The organism is Enterococcus sp. AAFC-DPL-6103 (genome assembly GCF_058216595.1).
Genome location: NZ_CM177102.1, coordinates 1,632,803 through 1,648,449 on the forward strand (window position 1 = coordinate 1,632,803; position 15,647 = coordinate 1,648,449).

Genomic DNA, 15,647 nt, shown 5'->3' on the forward strand with positions numbered 1-15,647 from the left:
AGTTACTAGAATGAATAATTGTTCAAACGACTTAACACTTCTTGATAAACTGGAACCAGATTGCCAATTTTTCGACGATACACATCTTTATCCATGTGTTCACGAGATTCGGTATCCCATAAACGACAAGTATCAGGAGAAATCTCATCAGCAAGTAAGATTTGTCCATCTGCTAACCGACCAAACTCAAGTTTAAAATCAATCAATTGCAAGTGAATTCCTGTAAATAATTCCTGTAAAGCATCGTTGACTTGTAATGCCATTGATTTGATCTCTTGAATTTCAGCTGGTGTTGCAAGCTGTAGGAAGGCAATATGCGCTTCATTGATAAACGGATCATCTAACGAATCATCTTTGTAATAAAATTCAATGATTGGTTCAGGTAAGATAGTTCCTTCTGGTACCGCTAATCGTTTAGAAAAGCTTCCTGCTGCAAAATTTCTAACAACCACTTCCAAAGGAATCACTTCAACTTTTTTTACTAATTGTTCGGTTTTTGACAAAATATCAATAAAATGATTGTCAATCCCTTTTCTTGTTAAGTATTGGAAAATTCGACTAGTGATCTGATTATTTAATTCGCCTTTTCCTTGAATTTTGTCTTTCATAATCCCATTCAATGCTGTTGCTTGGTCAAGATATTCGACCCAAATCACTTGTTCATCTGTTGTTGCAAACATTTTTTTAGCTTTTCCTTCATATAGCAATCCCGCTTTTTTCACAAGTCTCTCTCCTCATAGCCTTACATTTAATTAACAAACAGTCATTTTTGTTCGTTTTTTCACTTTTGATTTTAACAACACTTTTTATGTAAATCAACAAAATACTGTACATTAAAAGCATTAGAATCATCTAATGTTCGTTTTTTTGGTGGATACTAGATGAAATCATTGTTAATCGAAACGTTTACATCAAAAAAACTTAATGGTATAGTAAATGTGTAATTATCACGCATGTTTATTCAAGGAGGCACTAGCATATGGAAGATTCAACTTATACTGCACAACAATTCCTAACTGAACTAACACCAGAAGAACGTGCTCGCTTATATAATGATTTATTAGGTATCAAAGACGTTTATCTGTGTAATAAAGATACAAGCTTTTATACTTTCCGAAAAATTCGCCGTGCAACAAAACGTCACGCTGAATGTCGTAAAAAAACTGCACACTATCAAACGAATTCCAATCATGAATTGTTAATTAATCAAATACATGAACAAAAAGTTTTCAAAAATCAATATCGTATCCAAGTTGTTTTCAATACACAGGAATACAATTATGATTTCATTGATTATTTACTCAACCTGCTTCACTCACTTCACTTTACAAATACGCAGGCACTTGCGTAAGTGATCTTCATATATTCTACTAACAAAAAAACAAAAGAGGCTTGCCCAACTAGTGGCAAACCTCTTTTTTTATTGCACAAAAAAAACGCTGCAGCATTTTTTGCTACAGCATTTCATCATCTTACGCTAAACCAACACGTTCAAAAATCGTGTCGACATTTTTTAAATGGTAGTGATAGTCAAACGCATCATCAATGTCTTCCGCTGATAAAACAGAAGTGATTTTCGCATCATTTTCCAGTAAAGGACGAAATGCTCTTTGTTCATCCCATGCTTGCGCAGTTTTTGGTTGAACTAGATCGTACGCTTCTTCGCGAGTCATTCCTTTATCAATTAATTTCAACAATACTCGTTGACTATAAATCAGACCAAATGTAGCATCCATATTACGTTTCATATTTTCTGGGAAGACCGTCAGATTCTTCACGATGTTTCCAAAACGATTCAACATGTAATCTAAAAGAATCGTTGTATCAGGTAAAATGATTCGTTCAGCAGATGAATGAGAAATATCTCTTTCATGCCATAAAGAAACATTTTCGTACGCAGTAACCATATGACCACGAATCACTCTCGCCAAACCAGACATATTTTCTGACCCAATTGGATTGCGTTTGTGTGGCATGGCAGAAGATCCCTTTTGCCCTTTAGCAAAAAATTCTTCCACTTCACGCGTTTCTGATTTTTGTAACCCGCGAATTTCTGTTGCAAAACGTTCAATACTTGTCGCAATCAATGCCATTGTTGCAAAGTATTCAGCGTGTAAATCGCGTGGTAAAACTTGCGTTGAGATTTCTTGTGGGCGAATGCCTAAGTTCTCACAAACATACTCTTCAATAAATGGTGGGATGTTCGCAAACGTTCCTACTGCACCAGAGATTTTACCAGCTTCTACACCTTTAGCTGCATGTTCAAATCGTTCAATATTCCGTTTCATTTCAGAATACCAAGTAGCTAGTTTTAAGCCAAATGTTGTTGGTTCAGCGTGAACACCATGTGTTCGGCCCATCATAACGGTATATTTATGTTCTTTTGCTTTTTCACCAATAATCGCTGTAAAATGTTTCAAGTCTTCTCGTAAAATATCATTTGCCTGTTTGATTAAATAACCATAAGCAGTGTCGACAACATCTGTACTTGTTAATCCATAATGTACCCATTTACGTTCTTCACCAAGTGTTTCAGATACTGCTCGTGTGAAAGCTACAACATCATGACGTGTTGATTTTTCAATCTCTAAAATTCGATTGATATCAAATGAAGCATGTTCCCGAATTTTTTTCACATCTTCTTTAGGAATATCCCCAAGTTCAGCCCAAGCTTCATCTGCTAGAATCTCAACCTCCAACCAAGCTTGATATTTATTTGTTTCTGTCCAGATATTTCCCATCTCAGGTCGTGTATAACGTTCTAACATTTAACTTTCTCCTTTAGTCCCAAATGTTGGTTTGATAGATTTCTTCTAGCGTTTCATGCGTATCTTCAGTCAAAATGGTGATATGCCCCATTTTCCGTCCTTTTTGCGCTTGACTTTTTCCATAAAAATGAAATTGCCAATCTGGTTTTTTCTCAATCAAACGATAACTTTCTAACAACTGTTCGCCCAACACATTGACCATAACGGCGTCGCTTAGTAATCGAATCTTACTTAATGGCCAACCACAAATACCACGAATGTGTGCATCAAATTGACTCATTGAACAAGCTTCAATTGAATAGTGTCCGGAATTATGTGGTCTTGGCGCTAGCTCATTGACATATAAACCACCAGTCTTAGTCAAAAACATTTCAACACCTAAAACACCTGATAAGTTCACTGCTTCTGCAACTACCTTTGCGATTCGCTCAGCTTCCTCAACTACTTCATCAGGTACACGAGCTGGTGCAATTGTTTCATGCAAGATATTATTTCGGTGAACATTTTCCACCACAGGGAATGTTGTATACTCTCCTTGACCATTACCAGCCACCATGACAGAAATTTCTTTTTCAAATGGAATCCATGCTTCTAATACACACGTTCCTTTACGTAATAGGTCCATTGCAGGTGCTAAGTCAGCACGACTATACAATACACATTGACCTTTTCCATCATACCCACCGCGCGTTGTTTTTAAGACACAAGGATAACCAATTCCATCAATTGCATCTTGGATATCCGTTGGGCTCACAATTGTTGCATAAGGTGCAATCACAATATTATTTGTTTCTAAAAATGATTTTTCTAATAGTCGGTCTTGAGTAATTGCCAACAAGTCCGTGCCTTGAGGAATAAATGATTTTGGTAAAATAGCATTAAGTGCTTCCACACTTACATTCTCGAATTCATAGGTAATGACATCTGTTCGTCTAGCAAGTTCTTCTAATGCAAAAGTATCATCATAGGAACTTTCAATATGCCAATCAGCCACTTGAGCTGCTGGGCAACCACTCACAGGATCTAATACGCCTACTTTAAAGCCCATTTCTTTTGCACTAATTGTCATCATTCGACCTAATTGACCGCCACCGACAATCCCAATTGTTGATCCAGGCAGTAATGGTTTAACCAAGTTGATCACTACTTTCTATAACAGTTTCAGCCATCATTGAACGTTTTTCAGCCAATTTAGCTTCCAATTCTAAATCATACATTGAAAGCATCTGTATCGCAAGTAGTCCAGCGTTAATTGCACCAGCTTTTCCAATTGCCGTTGTTGCTACTGGTATACCACCTGGCATTTGGACAATAGATAATAATGAATCTAAACCATTTAATGTTCGTGATTGAACAGGAACACCAATCACAGGTAACGTTGTCTGCGCAGCAACCATTCCGGGTAGATGAGCTGCACCACCTGCACCTGCAATAATCACTTTGATTCCTCTTCCTCTTGCTTCTTTCGCAAATTGAAACATTAAATCTGGCGTACGGTGGGCTGATACAACTTTTTTCTCATATGAAATACCAAATTCATCTAACATATCACAAGCAAATTTCATTGTTTCCCAATCTGAAATACTTCCCATAATGACTGACACTTCCACGATCTTTTTCCCCTCTCTGCTACAATACATTCATATTTTAACAAGTGACTTTTCTAACGTCAAACAAAAATCGAATATTATATACATATAAACGATAAACGTTCGTGTTTGTTTTTGAGCAAAAAATAAAAGCAGCAAAAAATATTTTTTTGCTACTTTTATTTTTATTTTTATTTTTCGAATGCCTCTTCAATAATTGCTTCATCTTTTTGGATGCCATTAAAAACCAAATTCAACACAATCGCTGTAACACTACTCATAACAATTCCATTACCAGTAAACATTTGGATCGTTTCAGGGAGCTGTCCAAATAAAGACGGCATAATGTTGAAACCTAATCCAAAACCAATTGAAACAGCAACAATCAATAAATTCTTATCATTAGCAAAATCGACATCTAATAACATACGAATTCCTTGCACTGCTACCATTCCAAACATCACTAACATCCCACCACCAAGTACAGGTTCAGGAATGATTTGAGCAATAGCACCAATTTTTGGAAACAAACCTAAGATAATCAAGAATGCAGCTGAAAAGTAAATTGGCTTTCTTGTCTTGATCCCAGATAATTGAACTAACCCAACATTTTGAGAAAAACCAGTATAAGGAAATGTATTGAAGATCCCACCTAAAATGACTGCTAGTCCTTCAGCACGATAACCTTTTTTCAGCTCTTCTTCGCCAACTTTTTTGCCAGTAATATCACCAAGCGCAAAATAAACACCTGTTGATTCAACCATACTTACGATTGAGATAATAATCATTAGCAAAATCGACCAGATATCAAAGGTTGGTTTTCCAAAATAAAATGGTTGTGGTACATGGAATAACGGTGCTTGCCCAATTGCATCTAAGTCGATCATTCCCATCAAGCCAGCCAATAAGCTCCCGCCAACTAAACCAATCAATACAGCAATAGAACGAATAAATCCTTTACCAAGCATTTGGACACCAACGATCAAGCCAATCGTTACAAAGGCCAACAATAAATTGGTTTTATCACCAAAATTTGCGGCAGCAGCGCTACCGCCACCCATTTTTTCAATAGCTACAGGAATCAAAGTCAAGCCAATAACTGTAATAACAGTTCCTGTTACAAGCGGTGGAAACAACTTTTTGATTTTAGAAAAGAACCCTGCAGCTAAAACCACAAAAATTCCTGATGCGATGATCGAACCATAAATTGCGCCAACGCCTTTATCCGTACCAATTAAAATCAATGGAGCCACTGCTTGAATTGCACAACCCAAAACAACGGGTAGACCAATTCCAAAGAAACGATTGACAGTCAGTTGTAGTAAAGTAGCTAATCCACACATAAAAATGTCAATTGAAATCAAGTAAGTCATTTGTTCTTGATTAAAACCAAGACCAGTTCCTATTAGTAACGGTACAGCAACTGCACCTGCATACATTGCTAATAGATGTTGTAATCCTAAGACTGCTGCTTTTCCATTTTGCGTTTCTTTTTTCAATGTTATGCGTCCTCCTCAAGAAACTCAACTTGACCATTTGATAAGGAAGCGATTCGCGCTAAGGAAACCACACGCAAGCCCATTTGTTCAAGTAATTCTCGTCCATCTTGGAAAGATTTTTCAATGACAATTCCGATTCCTTCAACTTCTGCTCCGGCTTGTTGACACAACTCAATCAATCCTTTAGCAGCTTGACCATTTGCTAAGAAATCATCAATAATCAAAACTTTATCATTTTCTGATAAAAATTTTCGTGAAATTGAAATCGTACTTGTTACTTGTTTGGTGAAAGAATAGACAGAAGCTGTCAAGAGTTCTTCGTCCATTGTTAAACTTTTTGCTTTTCTAGCAAAAATCATTGGCACACCCAACTCTTTTGCAGCATATAAAGCAGGAGCAATCCCAGAAGCTTCAATCGTTACCACCTTAGTAATTCCTTGGTCTTTAAATACTTCTGCAAAACGTTGACCCATTTGTTCCATCAAAACTGGATCTACTTGGTGGGTCACAAAGCTATCAACTTTTAACACACCTTCACCCAATACACGCCCATCATTTTTGATGCGTTCAACTAATTCTTTCACTTTTTTTGCCCCTTTTCTTTAATTTTTTGTTCAATTAATAGCTTCTTCATCCACACTTCTATCATAAAATTCTGATATAGAAAAACACCCTTCTACTTTTTAAAATAAGCAAAAAAGGGTGTGTTGTCCACTCTTTTACTTATAGTCCAATTTTTACGGTATTGGCTAGAAACTGTCATCCATATTATGACGATATATAAGTAGGTATGTAGAACTGACAAGTCAGTAATATACAATAGCTTGATAAGATGTTTGAAGCCAGAGGATTTGTTTTTTTAAACAGTTTCCTCAAGTAAATCAACCATTTTTTCTAAAAGTTTTCCATTTAAACAAAATTTGATTGATTAAAGATTGAAAATAGTCTAACACTACTTACTGAAACTGACAATGTGCTTTCAATAAAAATTTTCTAAAATCTAATCTTTTTTCATCATTTTCATGGTTTGTTCGGTTTTTTAGTCACTTTCATCTAAAAAACAAGGAAAACAAGATGAAATTTTATTTACTTCGTGTCAGATTGTAAACAAAGTGTTATCCTTTAGATTTTGTCTTTTTTATTCGTTAAAATAAGAATATAAATAATTGATCAAGATCATCCGAATTGGAATAAATGTATTTAACTACTTAATTTTCTAAAATACGGTAAGCACAAGGAATTAAGATTGTGAAAACGAACGGTTTCTACAAGAGACGTCTGAAACTCTATAGTGCAGACGCAAAAATCCTCAACGACATTTAGTTTATGAAAATATCGTTAAGGATTTAAATGAAGGATTGTTATTTCAAAAATTGCGAAAGATTACAATGTTACTAGACAGACAGTTTATCGAATAAAACAGGATATTGTAATTTAATAGTTATCTATACCATACTGAATTTTTAACTTGATTTTTATTAAAAATAATAAAAAAACTATCAATATGAATTAAGTTAAATCACATTTCTGCTCAAAAGCAGAAATGTAACCTTTAAAAATGATAGCTTCTTGTTCAACATTCTTTTTGGAAATGCCCGTAAGTCTCTTAACATCTAAAGCTAAAAGACTACTATTCGTTTCAAGAATGCCCACCGACTCATCAAAATATATCGAATTTACTATATTTTATTCTAATAATTTAATCTGTTTTTTTTTGCGAGTGATAACTGAAACAGTTGACCACCCCCATACACTGCATTCGCATCAGTAAATAAAAAAACCACCCTTTGGAATAAGGGCGGTTTCAGGCTGTAAACAAAAAAATCGGTTTCTTAAAAAAACAACCTAATCTGTCGATTATTACATTGAAAAAAGACAAACCACATTTTTGTCTAAGATTTGTCTACAGTTTGACGCGAAGAAAATTAGTTTGCTTTGCGTCAGACAAGTTCTCTTTTAATCTTGATAATTTTCTTTTTCAAGTTGACGATACTTATCCATTTTCGCACTGAATAATTCACCGTTAGTCGGTGGTGTATAAGTGATAGCATTGGCTCCAGCTTCTATTGTTTCCAAGATACTTTCCTCGGTTGGACCACCAGTTGCAATAATTGGTAGTTCTGGATACTTTTCTCGGAAATAACGAACAGTTTCTGCAGTTTCCTTACCAGCACTAATATTGATGATTGAAATGCCTGCTTCTAGCTTTTCATCAAGCTCTGTATATTTAGAAGTCACCGTGCTAACCACAGGAATATCAACGATTCGACAAACTTCTTGAACTGTTTCTAATGGTGTTGGTCCGTTTAAGACAACTCCTAAAGATCCTTGCGCTTCAGCAAACATACTCATATAAGCAGAACGAGCTCCCTGAGTTAAACCGCCTCCCACACCAGAAAATACCGGAATGTCCGCAGCTTCGATAATACTTTTTGTAATTGCTGGATGCGGTGTAAAAGGATAAACGGCGATTACTGCATTCGCATTCGTATTTCTAATAATCGCAATATCCGTTGTAAAAATAATTGATCGAATTTTTTTACCAAAAACTTTAATTCCACTTGCTTGTAAAATGACTTCTGGCACACGAACAATGTCTTTTCTTAATTCTGTCATGATTTCAGGAACAAATTCTGCCATTCTGCCACTTCCTCTCCGCGTTATCTACGATCGTATTGATCAAGGTGATAGGTTTCAATTACTTGAATAATCTTTTGTGCATATGTGGGATCTGTTGCATACCCTGCATCTTGCAGTGCTTGTGAAGCTTCTTGGTAGTTGTTTGCTGTGATCACTCTTTCGTACAAAGCTGGATTCCAGTCAACACCTTGAATAAATAGTTGAGTATGGTCATCCATGGATTCTTCCCACGAATGGTATACGCGAAAGTCACCTTGAATCGTAATCCACGCTTCATTGACATATTCTTTTGTTTCGAGACTTACTTTTTCTTGATCACCATAAGCTTTGATTCCAAACAAATTTTTATATTCACTTGCTAACGTACTTTTTCCCCAGTTTGATTCAAGAATTGCTTGTCCCAAAATAATACTTGGCAAGATACCATAAGCATTTTGTAATTCTTGTGCATGCGGAACAAGTTGTTGGATAAACTCTTGATGAGATTGTGCTTCTTGCTCTGCTGAATGATCAGCAAGTGGTGTCATCAATCCTCTTAAAGAAGCAAAAAAGGCAAATAAGATGAGAAAACTGCCAGCCAATAAAACGATGAAGCGTACTTTTTTCCGTCGACGACTTTTGAATTTTTTAATTGCCATCTATGTTCCTACTTTTCATTTAATTCGTTCAAATACTCTTCTAACGTCAACTGATTTTTCGTGATATATTCAGCACTTTCTTTCCCTACATAACGAAGGTGCCAAGGTTCATAAGTGATTTTTGTAATATCCTCACGATTTTTTGGGTATCGTACAATAAAGCCATATTTAGCACAATTTTCTGCAATCCATTTTGCTCCTGGTTGATCACCATAACTTGCTTCCAAAACGGTCGAAGGATAATTATTGTACCAGTCCTCATCCACTACATCGACAGCTAAACCTGTGTGGTGTTCACTATAGCCTGGCTCAGTAATCGTTTCTTTCGTGATTTTTGTTGCTGCTTCTTCGGTAATTCCTTGTTGTGCCATTACTTCTTGGACATGTTGTGCGAATACTTGCTCTTGTGATGTTACTGAACGAAATGCTGAAACCATAACAAGTGGATAACCAGCATCTTGAGCTGCTTGGGCAAATTCTTGATAATCAGATTCAATTCTCTTATCAATCAAATAACCATTTGATAATGCTGTCAATTGACTTGATTCATCGACTTCGGTTTCCAACTTATTTTCTGGTCCAACCAATACTAACTTCCAGTCATCTGGACTAACATCAGGTAGTTCTGCTGTCGCCTTTGTCTTTGTTTTTTGTTTACTTTTTTTTGTTGTTGATGAACTTTCAGTCGTATCGGTAATACTGGCAAGCCCTTTTTTAGGACTTTTAGCAGCTTTTTTTACTTCTGTTTGTCTTGTCGCCTCAACTTCGCCAGCATTATGGTCTGACATAAAAATGTAGCCCATCGCGCCAATCATAATAATGACTGAAGCAAAACCTAAAATTTTCTTCACTTAAAAAATCCTTTCATTCCCCTTAATACTCAGCGTTCCCTTCGTGGACGTAGGTTTCTTCCAGATTTTCATTCACCCAGTCTAAAAGTTCCACTTTCTCGCCTTCGATTTGTTGTTGAACATCCGCTGGCAATCGGAAATTCAAAATATCGTCATAGCCCCATTCATCATAGTGAATACTCACTTTCAAGTCAAGGTATCTGCTAGGATGTTGTTCATTTTTTAACGGGATCAATTCAACGTCAGCAACACCACTGTGTAACCACTTCTGGGCAATTCGTGTCTTGATTTGTTTGTACTCTGCAACAGCAATCGTTCTTTTTTCTGGAAAGATAATTGTTTGTCTTAGAATTTTTTGCGTTAACATCCATTCATAATCCGTAAAAAGATTTTTTACTTTTTGCATCGCTTCAGATGGTAAATTCTTTTCTCCATTTTTCCATGCGTCCCATTCTTTTTTATCGATTAGTAGGTACTCGTCTAAGAAAAATTGCTCTGATTCAAATTGTTCTAATAATACACTTATAATAAGGTCAATATATACTTGATGCATCCGAATCCCCTCCTCTTTTTATTTTACTTAAATTCAGAAAAAAAATCATCTTTTTCACTGCACCTTCAACTTTTTTTATCGATTAGACACTTTTTTTTAACATCAAAGCAAACTTTGCTATACTTGATAAGTAGGCTGTACCTATTTAAATTTCAAAAAAGGAGATATCTCTCATGAAAAAATATCAATGGGGAATTATCGGCTTAGGAACGATTGCGAAGGAATTCGCTGAAAATTTCAATCAAAATTCAAGCAAATTAACTGCAGTTGCTTCTCGTTCACTAACCAAAGCTCAAGCGTTTGCAACAGATTATGGGATTGAAAAAGCTTATGGAAGTTATCAAGATCTTCTGGCAGATGACGAGATTGATATCATTTATATAGCGGTGCCAAATCGTCAACACATTTCACATATTTTAGCAGCATTAGAAGCAGGAAAACATGTTTTATGCGAAAAAGCAATTACAATGAATACTGCAGAGTTAGTTGAAGCAATGAAGCTAGCAGAGGAAAAAGGGTTGATTCTTGCCGAAGCAATGACCATTTTTAACATGCCTCTTTATCAACGTCTTCGTTCGCTAGTAGATAGCAAAAAATTAGGTAAGTTAAAAATGATCCAGGCTCCTTTTGGTAGTGCAAAAGAACCAGATCCTACTAATCGTTTTTTCAATCCAGATCTAGCCGGAGGCGCTTTGCTTGATATTGGCACTTACGCGGTTTCGTTTGCACGCTTCTTTTTAACCGCTCAACCAGAAGTAATTGCTTCGACGATGATTCCGTTTGAAACAGGCGTTGATGAACAATCCGTTACGATTTTACAAAATGATCAGGACGAATTAGCAACTGTTAGCTTAACGTTCAGAGCAAAAATGCCTAAAGTCGGTATCGTTGCTTATGAAAATGGCTATATTACCATTACTGATTATCCACGTGCAGATCGTGCCGAAATCACTTATGTCGATGGTACAAAAGAATTGATCGAAAGTGGGAGTACTTCACAAGCTTTAAATTATGAAATTGCGAACATGATACAGATGATTGAAGGTGAATTACCTAACCGCTCACTTTATTTAACCAAAGATGTCATTGACATTTTGGATCAAATGCAAGTGCATTGGCAAAAAGCTTAACCTTAACAATTTATAAAAAAGGTCGAGACAAAATTGTCTCGACCTTTTTTATATGTTACTTTGTTGTTTTTGCTGGGCAAATTCTGCTTTGATTTCAATAAAACTTTTAAATGATTGCAAAAACTGAAACAATTCTGCACGGTTCTCAAACTCAGATCGTTTTTGTGGTAAAGGCATTTGCCGATATTCAGCATAGACTTCGTGGATTCTTTTCATAATGAGCGTACCATCGTTTTCTTCAGCGAATGTTTCAGCTGTGTAAATAAGTAGGCCATAAATTTGCTCACTATATGGATTAGGTGACTCAATTCGCTCTAAATTTTGAATCATATTATTTAGCACATTTAATTGTGCTCGTCTCATCGAAAAATACGTTTCATAATACCCTTCTTGTCTAACCCAATCGTTTTCATGATGATTTCGAGCCTCTAACTGACTTGTTCGAATAAATGTTAATAATTGTTGGCAATCTTCTTCGATATGCCGCTCTTTCTTTTCTTTTAATAATGAATCAGCCATTTCTTGTAACAACTGGCGAAACTCAACCTCAATCACTAATTGATTTTCTTGGAGCCGCTTTTCGGTATTAGGCATGTAAATATTTGCTATTAAAGCTAAGCCTACACCTATTACCATCAATCCTAATGCATTTAAAATCAGCGATATCGCCATGCTTTGCTCAACTAAATACTGTGTAACTAAAACAGAGTTCACTACGATTCCCTCAGTTAACTTGAATTGAACCGCTAGTGGAATAAAAAGAAGCAAAAATAAACCGAAGCCAATTGGAGAAAACCCAAGGAACGTAAAGCTAAAAAAAGCAACGACCGTCGCTAAAATAAAAGCAATAAAACGATCGACACCCGTCATTATCGTCGACCTTCTCGTATTGCCAACACTCAAAACAGCAATAATCCCAGCTGAAGGCCAATAAAGTAAAGGCAAGCTGCTTGCAATCAGCATGGCGAGTGTTGCACTAATTACCGTTTTTATTGTTCGCATACCAATTCGCATACATTTCCTCCTTTTTTCATCCAATTATACTAAACCTCTACGCTAAAAACTAGCAAACACACTAAAGATTCGTTATGATTAAAAAAAGGGATTAAAGGAGAAAAAGTTATGCAAGTCGGTCGTTTCCGCCTCGGTATGCGGACTATAAAAAGTGCACTAGCTGTTTTCATCTGTATGTTAGTTTTCCACTTCTTTCAGCGAGGTAATCCTTTGATTGCTGCGCTGTCAGCCGTTTTTTCTTTACGCCAAGATTTAACATCTACGGTTTCATTTGGTCGCTCTCGAGTCATCGGAAATTCTATTGGCGGCGTTTTAGCCATCATCTTCTTCTTCATTAAACACTACTTTCACAATGATTTTTTAGTTGAATTATTTTTACTACCTGTATTGGTTATCGTAACCATCGTGGTTTCAGATGGTATTGACAACAATTCTGGAATCATTTCGGCTATTTCTACTTTGCTAATGATTTCTTTAAGTATTCCACAAGGCGAATCCACGCTCTACGCATTACAACGAGTATTCGATACCTTTATCGGAACCTTCATCGCTCTAGGAATCAATTTTATTCTACGGCCACCAGAAGATGAGAAGAAACAGGAATTAGCTGAGGACTTAGTCGAGTTACAAAAAAAAGAGCGCACTTTACGCAAAAATTTAGCAGAAATTGAAAAACAAATCGAGAAACAAAAAAAATAAGTAATTACCCACAAAAAGACCACTGCAAAATGTTCAATCATTTTACAGTGGTCTTTTGATTAATTAACTATATTTCGTCATTATTTGTCGGTTTTGAGTCGGCTTCATACAAATTTACTTGACTTGAAGTCCCTTTTGTTGAAAGGTTTTCAATAATTTCTTTTAAGTCCAAACCCGTTGTTGCTTTCAATGTTTCTTGCGTGGATGCTAATAGATTTGTTGCATATCCTGTTACTCGATTTGCTCCACCATTTTCACCAGATCCACTTCCTGTGTCAACAACAGAAATTTTTTCAATATTTCCTAGTGGTTGTGCTGCTTCACGCATCAATTGTGGTAACATTTCGATCACCATGCTTAACACAGCAGCCTCACCGTATTCTTTAAAGGCATCAGCAATTTTTTGTTTTGCTTCGGCTTCAGCTTTTCCTTTTGCTAAGATTGCTTCAGCTTCGGCTTGCCCAGCCAAACGTGTTTGACTCGCTTGCGCCTCTGCTAAAGCTTCCACTCTAAAGCGTTCCGCCTCTGCTTCCGTTACTTCTTTTACTTTCTGTGCTTGTGCTTCTTGTTCTTTCGCATAACGATCTGCATCTGCTTTTTTCTTCACTTCAGAATCGTATTGTTTTTCTCGACGTATGATTTCTTTTTCTTCTAATTCAATTTGTTTTTGTCTTTCAACGACTTTCATTTGCATTTCTTGCTCAATAACTTGTTGTTGTGCACGGGCACTTTCTAAGTTATATGCTTGGTCTGCTTTCGCTTTAGCAACATCTTGTTCTTGTTTGTAGGTTGCTAATTTTAATTCTTTTTCTTTTACTGATTCAGCGATTTCTGTTTGTCGTTGTAATTCTGCAGCTTGTGATTCTTTTTCAGCTTGCGCTTTTTTGATTCGTGTTTCTTTCAACGCTTCGGCTTCAGCGATCTCTGCATCTCGCTTCACTTGAGCAATTCTTGGTTTCCCTAATGAATCAAGATACCCGTTCTTGTCGCGAACTTCTTTGATCGTAAACGACACAATGATCAGACCCATTTTTGCTAAATCAACAGAAGCAACTTCTTGAACACTTTGACTGAATTTATCCCGATTTTGATAAATTTCTTCCACTGTCATCGAACCCAAGATTGAACGTAAATGACCTTCAAGAACTTCTCTCGCTTCATTTTCTAGTTCATCGGTTGTTTTTCCTAAAAATTGTTCTGCTGCCGTGGCAATTTCCTCCACGGATGAACCGATTTTTATGATCGATGTCCCATCACACATAACGGGTACACCTTGTTCTGTGTAAACTTCTGGTGTAGAGACATCCAACTTACTAGAAAGTAAACTAATCCGGTTAGAACGTTGAAAAACGGGTAGAACAAATGCCCCACCACCCCGGACTATTTTGATTTTATTATTACTTTCGTCAGTATGGACATTTTTCTTGCCTAAATAACTACCACTGATAATTAACGCTTCATCTGGTTTTGCTGTTTGATACTTTGATACGAAAACGATTAAAAGCATCAATAGAATAAAGATAACAATTGCAACTGATAAAAAAGCTCCTGATATAACCATTCAACACACTCCCTTAAGATTTTAGCATTCCGTCATAAGGTATGACGTAGCATACTCTGTCTTTCACTTCGATAATCAACACTTTTGTTCCTCTTTGAGCCATTGTTTCTTGTTCTGTATAAAAACAAGCTGGCCGATTGATTGACCCTGTTACACTTTGAAGTTGGATTTCGCCCATTCCTGTGATTGGAATCGGTGTAACCACTTGTGCAACTTGTCCCTCTAATGTTTTTTCGGACGAAGATAGTGTTGCTTCTGCATTCTTCATTGGCATCAAAATATAAAAATTGAGTAAAAATACCAACACGCTTGAAATGGCAGCACTAATCACAAAGATCAAAACTGATGACCATTCAGTTAAGCTTTCACCTAAATAGCCGAATAGGCTGGTAAATGCTAACCAAGGTACTAACAGCATTGGATCTAGTGGGCCATCAAAATCAAAAATATCGCCAAAAACAACTAAAAGAACTGCGATCCCGGCACAAATAAGTAGCGTATACCAATAAATCGTTTCTAATGCAATCCCCCCAAACATAAAGCGCCTCCTTTTATCTCCTATCATACCAATTATCAATAACTGTGTACACCATATTTTATGACTGAAAAGCGGTACTTTATGACTTCAAGACAGCCCTTTACATTTTTTACTGTCACTAGTAATAAATTTTACTGTTCTAAACAATCTATTTCACCTATACTGAA

At 36.3% G+C, this 15,647-nt stretch carries 16 protein-coding genes, 1 pseudogene and 1 riboswitch; of the genes and pseudogenes, 4 read left to right on the plus strand and 13 right to left on the minus strand.

Translation table 11 applies throughout. From position 1 onward, the window contains the following. Positions 1 to 5 precede the first annotated feature (5 nt). Complete coding sequence (purC, locus tag AC4BC3_RS07800; RefSeq protein WP_206909221.1) at positions 6 to 722, minus strand: phosphoribosylaminoimidazolesuccinocarboxamide synthase; 717 nt, start codon at positions 720 to 722, stop codon at positions 6 to 8. A gap of 257 nt (positions 723 to 979) precedes the next feature. Between purC and AC4BC3_RS07805 the strand changes: the two genes are divergently transcribed. After that, positions 980 to 1,351 carry a hypothetical protein gene (locus AC4BC3_RS07805; RefSeq protein ID WP_206909220.1) on the plus strand — a complete coding sequence of 124 codons (372 nt, stop codon included), beginning with the start codon at positions 980 to 982 and terminating at the stop codon, positions 1,349 to 1,351. Positions 1,352 to 1,472: 121 nt separating this feature from the next. On the opposite strand, the gene purB is transcribed toward AC4BC3_RS07805, so the two are convergent. From purB to AC4BC3_RS07830, 5 genes are all read right to left on the minus strand, one after another. Then, positions 1,473 to 2,768, minus strand: a complete 1,296-nt coding sequence (purB, locus tag AC4BC3_RS07810) for an adenylosuccinate lyase (RefSeq protein ID WP_490466210.1) — start codon at positions 2,766 to 2,768, stop codon at positions 1,473 to 1,475. A 13-nt stretch (positions 2,769 to 2,781) separates the two neighbouring features. Next, positions 2,782 to 3,903 (minus strand): 5-(carboxyamino)imidazole ribonucleotide synthase, encoded by a 1,122-nt coding sequence (gene purK / locus AC4BC3_RS07815; RefSeq protein ID WP_206909216.1) that lies wholly within the window; start codon positions 3,901 to 3,903, stop codon positions 2,782 to 2,784. Continuing rightward, entirely contained in the window at positions 3,896 to 4,360 is a 465-nt protein-coding gene (gene purE, locus AC4BC3_RS07820; protein ID WP_490467305.1) for a 5-(carboxyamino)imidazole ribonucleotide mutase, read from the minus strand. Before purE ends, purK begins: the two co-directional genes overlap by 8 nt. A 188-nt stretch (positions 4,361 to 4,548) precedes the next feature. Then, on the minus strand, positions 4,549 to 5,856 hold the full coding sequence (locus tag AC4BC3_RS07825; protein WP_490466211.1) for a nucleobase:cation symporter-2 family protein: 1,308 nt from the start codon (positions 5,854 to 5,856) through the stop codon (positions 4,549 to 4,551). A gap of 2 nt (positions 5,857 to 5,858) precedes the next feature. Then, complete coding sequence (locus AC4BC3_RS07830) at positions 5,859 to 6,440, minus strand: xanthine phosphoribosyltransferase (protein ID WP_206909213.1); 582 nt, start codon at positions 6,438 to 6,440, stop codon at positions 5,859 to 5,861. Positions 6,441 to 6,562: 122 nt separating this feature from the next. After that, positions 6,563 to 6,660: riboswitch (purine riboswitch) on the minus strand. 426 nt (positions 6,661 to 7,086) lie between these two features. Between AC4BC3_RS07830 and AC4BC3_RS07835 the strand changes: the two are divergent. Further along, positions 7,087 to 7,294 (plus strand): annotated as a pseudogene (locus AC4BC3_RS07835) (helix-turn-helix domain-containing protein); the annotation flags it as partial. Positions 7,295 to 7,812: 518 nt separating this feature from the next. Here the strand turns inward: AC4BC3_RS07835 and AC4BC3_RS07840 are convergent. From AC4BC3_RS07840 to AC4BC3_RS07855, 4 genes are read right to left on the minus strand one after another with little or no spacing between them, the layout of a single operon-like run. After that, positions 7,813 to 8,496, minus strand: coding sequence for a beta/alpha barrel domain-containing protein (locus tag AC4BC3_RS07840; protein WP_206909212.1), 684 nt, complete (start codon positions 8,494 to 8,496; stop codon positions 7,813 to 7,815). 20 nt (positions 8,497 to 8,516) lie between these two features. Continuing rightward, positions 8,517 to 9,134, minus strand: a complete 618-nt coding sequence (locus AC4BC3_RS07845; RefSeq protein WP_206909210.1) for a glycoside hydrolase family 73 protein — start codon at positions 9,132 to 9,134, stop codon at positions 8,517 to 8,519. Positions 9,135 to 9,142: 8 nt separating this feature from the next. Further along, positions 9,143 to 9,985 (minus strand): M15 family metallopeptidase, encoded by an 843-nt coding sequence (locus AC4BC3_RS07850; RefSeq protein WP_490466212.1) that lies wholly within the window; start codon positions 9,983 to 9,985, stop codon positions 9,143 to 9,145. Between the two features lie 22 nt (positions 9,986 to 10,007). Next, positions 10,008 to 10,538: a hypothetical protein gene (locus tag AC4BC3_RS07855; protein ID WP_206909207.1), complete on the minus strand. Its 531-nt coding sequence runs from the start codon at positions 10,536 to 10,538 to the stop codon at positions 10,008 to 10,010. A gap of 149 nt (positions 10,539 to 10,687) precedes the next feature. Here AC4BC3_RS07855 and AC4BC3_RS07860 point away from each other — a divergent pair, with 149 nt between their 5' ends. Further along, entirely contained in the window at positions 10,688 to 11,668 is a 981-nt protein-coding gene (locus tag AC4BC3_RS07860; RefSeq protein WP_490467306.1) for a Gfo/Idh/MocA family protein, read from the plus strand. Between the two features lie 48 nt (positions 11,669 to 11,716). On the opposite strand, the gene AC4BC3_RS07865 is transcribed toward AC4BC3_RS07860, so the two are convergent. Further along, positions 11,717 to 12,682, minus strand: coding sequence for an aromatic acid exporter family protein (locus AC4BC3_RS07865; RefSeq protein WP_206909203.1), 966 nt, complete (start codon positions 12,680 to 12,682; stop codon positions 11,717 to 11,719). A gap of 108 nt (positions 12,683 to 12,790) precedes the next feature. Here AC4BC3_RS07865 and AC4BC3_RS07870 point away from each other — a divergent pair, with 108 nt between their 5' ends. Beyond that, a complete protein-coding gene (locus tag AC4BC3_RS07870) occupies positions 12,791 to 13,381 on the plus strand; it encodes an FUSC family protein (protein ID WP_206909201.1) in 591 nt (196 codons plus the stop codon). A gap of 67 nt (positions 13,382 to 13,448) precedes the next feature. Here the strand turns inward: AC4BC3_RS07870 and floT are convergent, their stop codons facing one another. Together floT and AC4BC3_RS07880 are read right to left on the minus strand one after the other, a co-directional pair. After that, positions 13,449 to 14,942: a flotillin lipid rafts scaffold protein FloT gene (gene floT / locus AC4BC3_RS07875; RefSeq protein ID WP_490466213.1), complete on the minus strand. Its 1,494-nt coding sequence runs from the start codon at positions 14,940 to 14,942 to the stop codon at positions 13,449 to 13,451. 13 nt (positions 14,943 to 14,955) lie between these two features. After that, positions 14,956 to 15,480 (minus strand): NfeD family membrane protein, encoded by a 525-nt coding sequence (locus AC4BC3_RS07880; RefSeq protein WP_490466214.1) that lies wholly within the window; start codon positions 15,478 to 15,480, stop codon positions 14,956 to 14,958. Between the last annotated feature and the right edge of the window lie 167 nt (positions 15,481 to 15,647).

Bases quoted from the DNA above. Each gene is read 5' to 3' on its own strand.
- AC4BC3_RS07805 (WP_206909220.1), top strand. From the start codon at position 980: ATGGAAGATTCAACTTATACTGCACAACAATTCCTAACTGAACTAACA.
- purB (WP_490466210.1), bottom strand. From the start codon at position 2,768: ATGTTAGAACGTTATACACGACCTGAGATGGGAAATATCTGGACAGAA.
- purE (WP_490467305.1), bottom strand. From the start codon at position 4,360: ATGGGAAGTATTTCAGATTGGGAAACAATGAAATTTGCTTGTGATATG.
- AC4BC3_RS07840 (WP_206909212.1), bottom strand. From the start codon at position 8,496: ATGGCAGAATTTGTTCCTGAAATCATGACAGAATTAAGAAAAGACATT.
- AC4BC3_RS07845 (WP_206909210.1), bottom strand. From the start codon at position 9,134: ATGGCAATTAAAAAATTCAAAAGTCGTCGACGGAAAAAAGTACGCTTC.
- AC4BC3_RS07855 (WP_206909207.1), bottom strand. From the start codon at position 10,538: ATGCATCAAGTATATATTGACCTTATTATAAGTGTATTATTAGAACAA.
- AC4BC3_RS07865 (WP_206909203.1), bottom strand. From the start codon at position 12,682: ATGCGAATTGGTATGCGAACAATAAAAACGGTAATTAGTGCAACACTC.
- AC4BC3_RS07870 (WP_206909201.1), top strand. From the start codon at position 12,791: ATGCAAGTCGGTCGTTTCCGCCTCGGTATGCGGACTATAAAAAGTGCA.
- floT (WP_490466213.1), bottom strand. From the start codon at position 14,942: ATGGTTATATCAGGAGCTTTTTTATCAGTTGCAATTGTTATCTTTATT.
- AC4BC3_RS07880 (WP_490466214.1), bottom strand. From the start codon at position 15,480: ATGTTTGGGGGGATTGCATTAGAAACGATTTATTGGTATACGCTACTT.